The sequence below is a fragment of the Acrocarpospora sp. B8E8 genome (assembly GCF_039871605.1).
In the GTDB taxonomy this organism is placed as follows: Bacteria; Actinomycetota; Actinomycetes; order Streptosporangiales; family Streptosporangiaceae; genus Acrocarpospora; species Acrocarpospora macrocephala.
The window spans coordinates 24,025-36,696 of record NZ_JBDPLV010000045.1 but is presented as its reverse complement, the minus strand read 5'-3'; the positions used below and the strand labels follow the sequence as shown (position 1 = coordinate 36,696).

Sequence of the window (12,672 nt, the reverse complement as noted above, 5' to 3'; positions counted from 1 at the left end):
GTGTGACGAGGATCACACTTGCGCGAATGGAACGAATCCATCAGGGCTGACGGCCCTGCCGATCTTCCGATCAAACGACAAAACGGTCGATTTGTCGGACTTCCCGGCCGAAGGAGGACCATAATGCTGATTTCCATCCAGCGTCTAACCCCCTTCACCTGGAAGGATTCATGAACAAACCTCTGCGAGCGCTCCTCTGCGCGACAGCGATCTTCGCCGTCGGCTGCGGCACGACCCCCCTCCCGGCCGCCTCCCCCGTCGCCGCTTCGGCCGGACTCGCGGCCAAGTCGACCGGATCCTCGGGCGGCTCCTCCTCGGGGGCATCCGCCGCGTCCGTAGCTGAGTCGTCAGCCGCGGCGCGGTGTCGCGTGGCCGCGGGGAAGCCGTCCCTGACCGCCGGACGCCTGCGCGCGAGCGTGTCCCGAGCCGGATGCACGCGGGAGGCCCGCCTGCGCATCCGGATCAAGAAGTCCGTCGCCGGTCCGGACCGCGTCGTCAAGAGCGGCTCGCGGATCGTCCGCAACGCGCGCCTCACCGCCACGGTGAAGTGCGCCTCCGGTGTCTTCTACACCACCGCCACCGACTCCGCCGGGCACGTCGCGACCTCCAGGAAGGTCCGGGTGAAGTGCCCCGCCGTGCCCAAGCCGACCCCCACCCCCACCCCGACGGAGGACCCGAGCGGCGGGACCGGCTCCGGTGTCGGCACCGCGATCGAGAACGAGGTCGTGCGGCTGACCAACGTCGAACGCGCCAAGGCCGGCTGCCGGCCGCTCACCCACGAGGCACGCCTGCACACCGCCGCCCGCGGCCACTCCGCCGACATGTCCGCGAAGAACTACTTCTCCCACGACTCCAAGGACGGTCGCTCCTTCGTGGACCGGATCAAGGCCACCGGCTACTCCTTCTCCTCCATCGGGGAGAACATCGCCCAGGGCCAGCAGACGGCCGCGTCCGTTATCAAGGACTGGATGGGCAGCCAGGGGCACCGCGAAAACATCCTTAACTGCTCCTACACCCAGATCGGCGTCGGATATGTCGCCGCCGGCGGTCCCTACTGGACTCAGGACTTCGGTAGGCCGTAATTGCTTCTACCGGCCCGCGTGGCAGCGCGGGCCGGTAGAGTCATGTTCGGTTCGGTCGCGCCTGTGTCTGGACTGAGGAACGCAGGTCGCGAAGCGGCCGGAGTGACGAGGGAAGACACAGGCTGAGAGCGGCCGAGCCCGCCGATCCGGAGGATCGGCCATAAGCAGGTCCGCCGTGCCGGGGCGCGGCAATGTCACAACAATCTGGACACCAGAGTTCTGGAAAGCGGATACTCCAGGCATGAGCTCGCAGCAACCCGTACGCGCCTCCGACGGAGATCGCGATCGTGCGCTCAACGAGCTTCGCGACAGGGCGGCCGAAGGGCGCCTGTCGATGGAGACGTTCGTAGGGCGGGTGGATCAGGCACTGCGCGCCCGCAGCCGCGACGAGCTGGACGAACTCATCGCGGATTTGCCGCATCGGGGCCGCTGGCGTCGTCGTATCACCGAAGTCGTGTCCTCCGCGTCGGACTTCACGTCACGGCTGCAGCACGCCTGGCGCCGGCCGCGGCTCCCCCGGCTGGCGCTTCCGCCGGACAGCCGCATCCGTTATGTGGTCGGCCGGGGATCCTCGTGCGACCTCGTCCTTTCGGATTTGACGGTTTCTCGCGTCCATGCGGAACTCCGGCGCGAAGAGGACTACTGGCTTCTCGTGGATCTGGGCTCGCTCAACGGAACCCGCCTGAACGGCTGGCGGCTCGTTGGTCCGGCACGGGTTCGCACCGGGGACGAGATCTCCTTTGGGGACTGCGCTTTCCTGGTGTCCGCTCCCGCGTAGAAAACGCCCGCCAAAAGAAAAGCGGCGCCACCCGCGTGGGGTAGCGCCGCCGTTTCCGCGCTACTGCTCGTTCTGCAGCCAGCTCATCATCGGACGAAGCTTGGCACCGGTCTTCTCGATCGGGTGCTCGGCCAGCTCCTCGCGGTACTTGTTGAACTGGACCTGGCCGCCGTCGAACTCGGCCACCAGTTCCCGGGCGAAGTCGCCGGACTGGATCTCGTCGAGGATCTTGCGCATTTCCTTCTTGGTGTCCGCGTTGATCAGGCGGCTGCCGCGGCTGTAGCCGCCGTACTCGGCGGTGTCGGAGACCGACCAGTACATCTTGTGGATGCCGCCTTCGTACATCAGGTCGACGATCAGCTTCATTTCGTGCAGGCACTCGAAGTAGGCGACCTCGGGCTGGTAGCCCGCCTCGATCAGGGTCTCGAAGCCCGCCTTGATCAGCTCGGAGACGCCGCCGCAGAGCACGGCCTGCTCGCCGAACAGGTCGGTCTCGGTCTCCTCGGTGAAGGTGGTCTTGAGGGCGCCGGCGCGGGTGCCGCCGATTCCCTTGGCGTACGACAGCGCGAGCGCCCAGGCGCTGCCGCTGGCGTCCTTCTCGACGGCGACCAGGCAGGGCACGCCGCGGCCGGCCGAGTACTGCCGGCGGACCAGGTGGCCGGGGCCCTTGGGGGCGACCATGCCGACGTCGACGCCTTCGGGGGCCTCGATCAGGCCGTACCTGATGTTGAGGCCGTGGCCGAAGAACAGGGCGTCGCCCTGGACCAGGTTGGGGGCGACGTGCTCGGCGTAGAGGTGGCGCTGGATGTGGTCCGGCGCGAGGATCATCGTGAGGTCGGCCTCTTCGACGGCCTCGCCGGGGGTGAGCACGCGGAGGCCGTCGTTCTCGGCCTTCTCCCGGCTCTTGGAGCCCTCGGGCAGGCCGACGCGGACGTCCACGCCGGAGTCGCGCAGGCTGAGCGCGTGGGCGTGGCCCTGGCTGCCGTACCCGAGGATGGCGACGTGGCGCCCCTGGATGATCGACAGGTCCGCGTCGTTGTCGTAGAAGATCTCAGTCACTGTGGGTAAACCTTTCAGGGTTCTCTTAGGCGGTCCGGTCGAGCGCCCGGAGCGAGCGGTCGGTGATGGAGCGGGCGCCGCGGCCGATGGCCACCATGCCCGACTGCACGAGTTCCTTGATGCCGAACGGCTCCAGCACGCGCACGAACGCCTCCAGCTTGTCCGCCGTGCCGGTGACCTCGATGGTGACCGCGTCGGGCGCGACGTCGACGCAGCGCGCGCGGAACAGGTTGACCAGTTCCAGGACGTGGCTGCGGGAGTCCGCGTCCGCCCTGACCTTGATCAGCATGAGCTCGCGCTGCACGGACTGGGTGGTGTCCAGTTCAACGATCTTGAGCACGTTCACCAGCTTGTTGAGCTGTTTGGTGACCTGCTCAAGCGGCAGTTCCTCCACGTTGACCACGATGGTCATCCGGGAGATGTCGTCGTGCTCGGTGGGCCCGACGGCCAGCGAGTCGATGTTGAAGCCGCGGCGGCTGAACAGCGCGGACACCCGGGCCAGCACGCCGGGCTTGTTCTCCACCAGAACGGAGAGGGTGTGGCGGCTCATCAGTCCTCGTGCTCCCATTTCGGCGCCATGTCACGGGCATACTTGATCTCGTCGTTGCTGGTTCCGGCCGCGACCATCGGCCACACCATCGCGTCCTCGTGGACGACGAAGTCGACCACCACCGGCGCGTCGTTGATCTCCATCGCCTTGCGGATGACGGCGTCCACGTCCTCGGGCCGCTCGCAGCGCAGACCGACGCAACCATACGCCTCGGCGAGCTTCACGAAGTCCGGAATCCGGCGTGTCGACTGCAGGTTGGTGTTGGAGTAACGCTCCTCGTAGAAGAGCGTCTGCCACTGGCGGACCATGCCGAGGTTGCCGTTGTTGATGACCGCGACCTTGATCGGCACGCCCTCCAGGGCGCAGGTGGCGAGCTCCTGGTTGGTCATCTGGAAGCAGCCGTCGCCGTCGATAGCCCAGACCGTGGTCTCCGGGCTGCCCATCTTGACGCCCATCGCGGCCGGCACGGCGAAGCCCATCGTGCCCAGGCCGCCGGAGTTGATGAAGGTGCCCGGCCGCTCGTAGCCGATGAACTGGGCGGCCCACATCTGGTGCTGGCCGACCCCGGCCACGTAGAACGCGTCAGGACCCACGATGGCGCTGAGCCGCTCCATCACGTACTGCGGGGCCAGCGTGCCGTCCTCGAACTCCTCGTAGCCGAGCGCGTAGGTCCCCTTGAGCGCGTTGAGCGCCTGCCACCAGTCGGCGTAGTCGCCCTTGCGCCCGTCGGCCTTGACCGCCGCGATCAGGTCGGTGAGGACCTCGCGGCAGTCGCCCACGATGGGCACGTCCGCGTGCCGGTTCTTGGAGATCTCGGCTGGGTCGATGTCCGCGTGCACGATCTTCGCGTTCGGCGCGAACGTGTCCAGGCGGCCGGTGACCCGGTCGTCGAAGCGGGCGCCCAGCGCGATGATCAGGTCGCTGCGCTGGAGCGAGCCGACCGCGGCGACCGTGCCGTGCATGCCGGGCATGCCCAGGTGCTGCGGGTGGCTGTCGGGGAAGCTGCCCCGGGCCATCAGGGTGGTGATGACCGGGATGCCGGTCAGCTCGGCCAGTTCCAGCAGCTGGGCGGAGGCGCGGGCCTTGTGCACGCCGCCGCCGGCGTACAGCACCGGGCGGCGGGACTCGGCGATCAGCCGGGCCGCCTCGCGGATCTGCTTGGAGTGCGGGCGGGTGACCGGGCGGTAGCCCGGCAGCTGCATGGTGACCGGCCAGGTGAAGGTGGTCGTGGCCTGGAGGGCGTCCTTGGAGATGTCCACCAGCACCGGTCCTGGACGTCCGGTCGAGGCGATGTGGAAGGCCTCCACGATCGTCCTGGGGATGTCGGCCGCGCTGGTCACCAGGAAGTTGTGCTTGGTGATCGGCATGGTGATGCCGGAGATGTCCGCCTCCTGGAAGGCGTCCGTCCCGATCGCCGCCGACGCCACCTGGCCGGTGATGGCGACGATCGGCACCGAGTCCATGTACGCGTCGGCGATCGGGGTGACCAGGTTGGTGGCGCCCGGGCCGCTGGTGGCCATGCAGACGCCGACCTTGCCGGTCGCCTGGGCATACCCCTCGGCGGCGTGGCCGGCTCCTTGCTCGTGCCGTACGAGCACGTGCCGGACCTTGGTCGAGTCGTAGAGGGGATCGTAGGCGGGCAGGATGGCGCCGCCCGGGATCCCGAACACCGTGTCGACCCCGACGTGCTCCAGCGCCCGCACTAGGGCCTGGGCACCTGTCATCTGTTCGGTCATCGGCTCGTTCCTCATGTGGCTGAGCAGGTCTGGTGTGATGGCTGGGCATAAAAAATGCCCCGTCCGCTGGGCGGAGCTGGGGCGGCGCGCAGGACTCAGGACCTCGTCAGGCTGCGCGCCTGCGAAGTACTACGAGAATCCCACTGCGATGCATGGCTCCACCTTGTCCGAAAGACCGCCGCCACGTCAAATCATCTGGGACGGCGATCTCATCATACGGACAAACTGTGCTCGGCCGCGCCTGTGTCTGGACTGAGGAACGCAGGTCGCGAAGCGGCCGGAGTGACGAGGGAAGGCACAGGCTGAAGGCGGTCGAGCCCACCGTGCCGGAGGCGCGGCCAATGTCACGCGGTGTTCTGGAGGCTGGTGAGGTTGGTACGCATGAGCGAGTCCACGCCCTGGGCGCCCATCGGGCGTGCGACCAGGTAGCCCTGGCCTCTGCTGCAGCCCATCTCGCGCAGGAGTTCCAGCTGCTCGGGGCGCTCGATGCCCTCGGCGACCACGGTCAGGCCGAGGTCGTGGCCGAGCCGCACGATGGTCCGGGTGAGCAGGGTGAGCGTCTCGTCCAGGCCAAGACCGGACACGAACGAGGGATCGATCTTGATCATGTCGACCGGGAGCTGCCGGAGGAACGCCAGCGAGGCGTAGCCGGTGCCGAAGTCGTCGATGGCCAGCCGCACCCCGAGCTCGCGCAGCTCCGACAGCTTCTCGACGGTGTCGCCGGCGTCCTCGACCAGCATCTCCTCGATCACCTCGAGGGTGAGCGCGCTCGGCGGCAGGCCGCTGTCGGCCAGCGCCGCCGAGATGGTCTCCACGAAGCCGGGCGCGGTGATCTGCCGCTTGGACAGGTTGAGCGCCAGCCCGATGTCCCACGAGGAGGCCCGCCAGGTGGCCACCTCGCCGCATGCCTCGGTCAGGATCCACTCGCTCAGCGGCACGATCAGGCCGGTCTCCTCGGCCGCGTCCAGGAACTGCTCCGGCGGGACGAACGTGCCGCCACGGCACCAGCGCACCAGCGCCTCCACCGCCGTCACCCGGTTGGTGGCCAGGTCCACGATCGGCTGGTACTCGATGACGAACTGCTTCTCCAGCAGGGCCCGCTGCAGGTCGGCGGCGATCTCCAGGCGCCGTACGGCATCCGCGTGCATGTGCGCCGCGAACACCTCCACCCGCCGCCCGCCGAGCCCCTTGGCCCGCGCCATCGCCACGTCGGCGTTGCGCAGCAGATCGCCCGGCGAGGTCTCGTCCTCGGCGAACGCCACGCCCACGCTGGCGGTCAGCGCGATGTCCCGGTCGGCCACCCGGAACGGCTCGGCGGAGACCGCGCGGACCAGCCGCTCGGCCAGGTCCACCGCGAGCTGCGCGTCGCCGCCGGACTCCAGCAGCACCGCGAACTCGTCGCCGCCCCACCTGGCGAGCGTGTCATCGGCCCGCACCGCGGCTCGCAACCGCCGGGCGGCCTGCCCGAGCAGGTAGTCGCCGCTGGCATGACCCACCGAGTCGTTCACCCCGGTGAACCCATCCAGGTCCAGAAATATCACGGCGGGGCGGCTGGCCCGGGGCAGCACCTCGCGGGTCCGCTCCTCGAAGTAGGCCCTGTTCGGCAGGCCGGTCACGCCGTCGTGGAAGGTCAGGTGGGTGACCTGGTTGCGCAGCGCCACCTGGTCGCTGACGTCTCTGGTGGTGACCAGGACCAGGTCCTCGTGGCGGACGTGCCGGGTGGCCACCGACTCGGTGGGCCGCCAGGTGCCGTCGGCGGCGCGGACGCGGCATTCGATCCGGCAGGTGCCGTACCGCTGCGGGCTCTCGTCCTCGATCATGCGGCGGAGCTGGGCCTGGATGCCGGGCACGTCCTCCGGGTGCAGGTAGTCGAAGATCGACTTGCCGGTCAGCTCGACCGGGTCGTAGCCGTAGGTCTCCTCGACGCCCGCGCTGATCTCCTGGACCGTGCCCTCGTTGTCGCACATCAGCACCACGTCGCCGGTGTCGGCGGCCAGCTGGTTCAGCTGGCGCTCGCTGATGGCCAGCTGGTTGCGCAGCCCGTCCGCCGACAACATCAGCACCATCAGCCGGACCAGCAGCACGGCCAGCACGGAGGCCACCACGATGGTCAGCGCGGGCCCGCGGGCGAACACGTCGGCCCCGACCACCACGGTCGCGGCGGCCACCAGCGCGTACGGCGTGGCCGCCACCACCGGCATCGGCGTCGCCGCCGCGCGCAACCGGGCCGGGACCCGGCCCCGGGAACCCTCCACGATCCACGGCGCGACCGCCAGCAGCAGGAACGCGGCCGGCGCCACCAGACCGGCCACCAGGGTCGGCGACTGCTCGCCGTTCAGCCGGGTGACGGCGGTGGCCAGCTCGGCCATCGTGATCGCGGCCAGCACCAGCAGCCCGGCCAGGCCGACCGCCCGGTTGGCCGCCCGGGACACCGCCACCTTGGGGGCGACCGCGCAGGCGGCGAGCAGGCAGAGCACCGGCAGGGCGAGGGTGAAGTAGAAGGCGCCCGCGTCCTCGGCCCGCTCGGCCATCGGCCCGAGCAGCACCGCCCAGGTGATCGCGAAGATCGAGGCCGCGCCCAGGTAGGCCTCGGTGGCCTGCCGGAACACGCCCCGGCGCTGCGGCGGCGGCACCGCGGTGAGCCAGCAGCCGATCATCAGCAGCAGCGAGCCGACCAGGAGCAGCAGGTCGGCGAAGGTGAGCACGAACGCCGTCCCGGCCGCCACCGGGCGCACCCCGATGCCGAACAGCCAGGTCAGCGCGCCCCCGGCGAGCCAGCGCCAGGCGACCGCCTCGCGCCGGTGCGCGCTGGCGTTCCTGGTCGAGGCCACCAGCAGCGAGACGGCGGCGAGCAGGCCGCTCACCAGGCCCGCCACCGCGGTCACCGCGGTGTCGGAGCCACCCGCGATGAGGGCAGCGGCGATCACCGCCGCGCCGAGCCCGGCCGCGGCGATCAGCGAGACCCTCGGGTCCCTCCTGCCGTTCACGCTCGTCGCCCTTTACATCCGGTCACATCGTCAGTTTGCGCGGCGGCGAAGCTTGACATGGTGCCAACGGCCCAGTCGTCACCGATCTGATAACAGCGATCCGCGCGAGCAACAACGCTACGGACCCGAGGTCACGGGGCAGGCACGTTCCGGAACCATCTCACTGACGTTGAGTTCAATAGACGAAGTCAGTAGACCCCGGTGATGACGTTCAGCAGCGGCTCCCCCGCGCGAAAACGCAGCAGCTGGGCGCGGACCAGGTCGATCGCCCTGCGGGTGGAGGCCGGGGTGCTCCCGGCCACGTGCGGGGTGAGGAACAGCCCGGGGGCGGTCCAGAGCGGGTGCCCCTGGGGCAGCGGCTCCGGGTCGGTGACGTCCACCGCGGCCCGCAGGCGGCCCGAGTTCAGCTCGGCGACCAGCGCCATCGTGTCGACCACCGCGCCGCGCGCGGCGTTCACCAGCAGCGCGCCGTCCTTCATCCTGGCCAGGAACGCGGCGTCCACGAACCCGGTGGTGGCCTGGGTGGCGGGCACCAGCAGCACCACCACGTCCGCGTGCGGCAGCAGTTCCGGCAGGTCGGACTCGGGGTGCACGCCGTCCCTGGCCGATCTGGCCACCCGGATCACGTTCACCTCGAAGCCGGCCAGGCGTCGTTCGAGGGCCTCGCCGATCGAGCCGTACCCGACGATCAGGACGGTGGAGTCGGCGAGCACGCCGGTGTGGCGGTAACGCCAGCGGCCCTGCTGCTGGTCGGCGGTGAAGCCGGGGAAGTCGCGGAGCACCGCGATCATCGCGCCGACCGCCCATTCGGCCGTGCCCGCGTCGTGCGCGCCGCGCGCGTTGCACAGCACCGCGCCGTCCGGAACATACGGCCGGTACGGCTCGACGCCCGCCGTCACCGTCTGGATCAGCCGCAATCGCTTCATCCGGGACAGGAGTTCGGGGATGTCGGGCACGGGTATGAGGGTGGGCACCCAGACCTCGACGTCCTCAACGCCCGGCGGTTCTGCGGTGCCGTCGTAGACGGAGAATTCAATGTCGGGGAGGTCGGACGGTATTGCCGCGACCGCTTGGGGGGCGATCCAGATCTTCACAGCTGACAACCTTAGGGAACCTTTCGCCGGAAGAGCCAGTATGGGGAGGGACAGGAGGAGGGAATCATGAAGCTGGGCTGGATCGGCGCGGCGGTGCTGGTCGCGGGGTGTTCGGCCGCGCCTGCGGTGGACAGCGCGGGAGGTGCGGACGCTCCGACGCCGACGTTGGCGAGCGTGACTCCGGTGGCGCCGAAGGGGGCGCCGCAGACGCTGGTGCAGGGGCTTGAGGTGCCGTGGGCCATCGCGTTCCTGCCGGGTGGGGACGCGCTGGTGACCGAGCGGGATACGGGGCGGTTGTTGCGGGTTACTCCGCAGGGCGGGTCCAGCGAGGTCGGCGTGATCGAGGGGGTTTCCGCCGCTGGGGAGGGCGGGCTGCTTGGCGTCGCGGTGTCTCCGACGTTCGGGGAAGATCACAATATTTTCGTTTATTTCACTGCGGATGCCGATAACCGGATCGTGCGGTATTCGTATGACCAGGGGCTCAGGGATCCTGTCGCGATCGTGACGGGCATTCCCAAGGGGGGCATCCACAACGGGGGGCGGCTGGCGTTCGGGCCTGACGGCTTTCTCTATGCCTCCACCGGGGAGGTGGGCGAACGTGGGCTCTCTCAGGACAAGGGGTCTCTTGGGGGCAAGATCCTGCGTATGACCATGGACGGGACGACCGCGCCGGGGAACCCGTTCGGGACGCTTGTCTGGAGTTTGGGGCATCGGAACGTGCAGGGGATTGCCTGGGATGATGCGCGCAATATGTACGCGACGGAGTTCGGGCAGAACACCTATGACGAGATCAACCTCATCAAGGCGGGCGGGAACTACGGGTGGCCGGAGGTCGAAGGTGTCTCCGATGACGATCGGTACATCAATCCGATCGTGACGTGGTCCACCGATGAGGCGTCGCCGTCGGGTCTGGCGTACGCGGATGGGTCGCTCTGGGCGGCGGCGCTGCGTGGTGAACGCCTCTGGCAGGTGCCGGTCACCGACGCGGGCACGGCGGGGAAACCGGTGGCGCGTTACGAGGGCGAGTTCGGCCGCATGCGCGCCGCGGCCACCGCACCGAACGGTTTGCTCTGGGCGTCGACCAGCAACTTGGACGGGCGAGGCTCACCACGTGAAGGCGACGACCGCATTCTGATCATCCCCACCGACTGAGAACGCGGGCGATGGCGGGTGGCCTCGGCCGTCACCCGCCATCGCCTGGGCGCGCTTTGGATATCCGCAATCCCTGTCCCTTTCCGGCGGTGCCGGGCGGCAACGGCGGGGGCGGGCGGAGCCCGAGGGGAATCAAAAGGGCTGGGCGGGTGGGGAGAAATCCGGCAAGCTTCTGCGGATGTCGTACACGTGACGACTGGGCGTCTAGTCGTTCGCTGGTGGGCAGACCACCGCTGTTTGGGGGTGGTAGGTGGTGGTGATGCTTTCGATTTTGGGGTCGCCGCCGGTCAGGGGCGTACTGGTGCGGGTGGTTTTGATGGTGAAGCCGTCCGCGCCTGCGATGGGGACGCAGTTTTGGGTGGGGCCCTGAGTTGTGGGGCGGGGGATGATCTTGGTTCGGGTGGATTGTTTGATTTCGACGGTGTCGCGGGCGGTGCTCCAGAGGGCGACCGTGACCGAGGTGTCGGTGGCGGTCGCGCGGATCAGGACGCCGTGCGGGGAGTCGTTGCGCCAGCGTAGGTCGGGGCCGGGGTAGGAGATGGCGACTTCGAGGCCGGGTGGGTACTGGGGGACGAAGTTCTCATGCGGGGTGGCCTCGACTGTTTCCAGGCCACCGTAGAGGACCGCCTGGTACATGGCGGTGGCGAACTGGGAGATTCCGGCCACGTCCTGGCCGCGCTTGCCGCGCACCTCGACCGCCTCGACCGAGCCGCTATAGCCGAGTACGCCCTCGCGGCGGCCGGTCGCCGCGTTCAGCGAGAACGTCTCGCCCGGTTTGACGACGCGGCCGTCGAGCAGGCGGGCGACGGTCTGGATGTTGCTGACCCGGGGCTGGCAGCAGGGGAACTCCGACGTGCGCGTGCTGATCTGCTCTTTGATGCCGAGTTTGACCGCCTCGTCGTCGCCGAGCGCGGGTTGCGCCACCGTCAGCGGGACCGTCACCCGGTGGCTGCCGCCGACGCCGATCTCCTTGAGCACGGCGGTGCTCAGATCGTCGGTGTCCACAGCCCGGCCCGCCTTGGCCTTCACCAGGACGGGACGATCGCCTGACGTGCTGAACGTGGCGTCCCTGGGAGCCAGTTCCGGCGGGACCAGCGGGATCCCCCGCACGGCCGCGGCGGCGTCGAAACGCGCGTCCAGGCCACCGGATCCGTCTGCGTAGAAGACCAGATGAGCGGCGACGTCCTCCGGCGAGAGCTCGATCTCCGCGTCCTTCGTCACCAGCGTCAGCGGCTCGGAGACCGCCCGCCGGGCCCACGAGACCGCCTCGGCGACCCCCGACCTGGTGACCGTCGGCCGGACCGGCTTGGGTTCCACCTCGACCATGAGATCCGGGCTCAGGTACGCCTTCTGTACGTCGGCGGCGATATCCTCCATGTCGATGGCGACCCCGGCCTGGGGTTCTATCGCGATCGGGCGGATGCCGTCGAAGTGAACCCCGCCTTCGACCATCTTCTTCTCGAGTTCCGAGGCCACACTGGTAGAGATCACATTCAGCAGTTTGGCGCGGTCGACCGCGATCACCGGTTCGATCTCGCGCAGGCCGGTGATGCCTTGCCATACCTCGAACGGGCTGGGGAAACCCACGGGAGCCGACCTGATCGTCGCGGGTATATCAAGGGAAAGGCCGCTGTCTTCCGGGTTCAGGCTGACTCGCTGCTGGCCTTGTTTGATCACGATGGCGGTGGCGATGTGGCTGGCCATCCTCGCCTTTAATCGGTCTTCGGCCTCGACCGGAGTGAGACCGCCGATGTCCACGCCGAGGATCGTGGTGCCCGGCAGGACCCGCCCCATCATGACGCCCGCCGGGACCAGGTAGACCAGCAGCACCATGATGAGCAGGATGATCGCCAGCAGGCGGCCCCAGCGTAGGCCTGGTTCCTCTGGTTCCGGCGCGAGATCCGGGGGGACGGCCAGGGCCGATTTGGCTCCCGCCATCGGCCACGGCTCGACCGTCGCGGGTGGGGGAAGTTGGCTCTCCTGAGTGGTCGGCGTCGTGAGCGGGCGGCTACCGAAAATATCGGAGGAAACACCGGGCGGAAGGGAGCTCGTAGCCGGGCGCACCGGGTGCCGCCGCCGCGGAACGGGCGGAGCCGCCGCCGCGACCGGGTCCGTCGGCGGATCGATGGACGCTCCGGCGTTCCGCACGCCTCGCTCTCCTCCGGCTCAGGGGAATCACCCTTCAGTTAACCCTAAAGCACCCTCTTCTGGATATGTCACAAAATCAAGTCCTT

General features: G+C 69.0%; 9 protein-coding genes. 3 read left to right on the top strand and 6 right to left on the bottom strand.

The genetic code is table 11. The features are described 5' to 3' along the window. Positions 1-170: 170 nt before the first annotated feature. Together ABGB08_RS34670 and ABGB08_RS34665 are read left to right on the top strand one after the other, a co-directional pair. A complete protein-coding gene (locus ABGB08_RS34670; protein ID WP_347599242.1) occupies positions 171-1,082 on the top strand; it encodes a CAP domain-containing protein in 912 nt (303 codons plus the stop codon). 241 nt (positions 1,083-1,323) lie between these two features. Continuing rightward, the gene (locus tag ABGB08_RS34665; protein WP_155356343.1) at positions 1,324-1,860 is read left to right on the top strand and encodes a DUF1707 and FHA domain-containing protein; all 537 of its coding nucleotides are present in this window, start codon (positions 1,324-1,326) and stop codon (positions 1,858-1,860) included. Between the two features lie 60 nt (positions 1,861-1,920). On the opposite strand, the gene ilvC is transcribed toward ABGB08_RS34665, so the two are convergent. The 5 genes from ilvC to ABGB08_RS34640 all read right to left on the bottom strand — a co-directional run bounded on the left by ilvC (position 1,921) and on the right by ABGB08_RS34640 (position 9,286). Continuing rightward, positions 1,921-2,910, bottom strand: coding sequence for a ketol-acid reductoisomerase (gene ilvC, locus ABGB08_RS34660; RefSeq protein WP_155349711.1), 990 nt, complete (start codon positions 2,908-2,910; stop codon positions 1,921-1,923). A 34-nt stretch (positions 2,911-2,944) separates the two neighbouring features. Continuing rightward, positions 2,945-3,469, bottom strand: a complete 525-nt coding sequence (gene ilvN, locus ABGB08_RS34655; RefSeq protein ID WP_155356344.1) for an acetolactate synthase small subunit — start codon at positions 3,467-3,469, stop codon at positions 2,945-2,947. Further along, on the bottom strand, positions 3,469-5,220 hold the full coding sequence (locus tag ABGB08_RS34650; RefSeq protein WP_347599238.1) for an acetolactate synthase large subunit: 1,752 nt from the start codon (positions 5,218-5,220) through the stop codon (positions 3,469-3,471). The genes ilvN and ABGB08_RS34650 overlap by 1 nt, the downstream gene beginning before the upstream one ends. A gap of 329 nt (positions 5,221-5,549) precedes the next feature. Then, complete coding sequence (locus ABGB08_RS34645) at positions 5,550-8,192, bottom strand: EAL domain-containing protein (protein WP_347599235.1); 2,643 nt, start codon at positions 8,190-8,192, stop codon at positions 5,550-5,552. Positions 8,193-8,380: 188 nt separating this feature from the next. Then, complete coding sequence (locus tag ABGB08_RS34640; protein ID WP_347599232.1) at positions 8,381-9,286, bottom strand: 2-hydroxyacid dehydrogenase; 906 nt, start codon at positions 9,284-9,286, stop codon at positions 8,381-8,383. 66 nt (positions 9,287-9,352) lie between these two features. Between ABGB08_RS34640 and ABGB08_RS34635 the strand changes: the two genes are divergently transcribed. Further along, positions 9,353-10,438, top strand: a complete 1,086-nt coding sequence (locus ABGB08_RS34635; protein WP_347599229.1) for a PQQ-dependent sugar dehydrogenase — start codon at positions 9,353-9,355, stop codon at positions 10,436-10,438. Between the two features lie 204 nt (positions 10,439-10,642). Here ABGB08_RS34635 and ABGB08_RS34630 read toward each other — a convergent pair whose 3' ends face one another. Then, complete coding sequence (locus ABGB08_RS34630; protein ID WP_347599225.1) at positions 10,643-12,586, bottom strand: VanW family protein; 1,944 nt, start codon at positions 12,584-12,586, stop codon at positions 10,643-10,645. Positions 12,587-12,672: the final 86 nt, after the last annotated feature.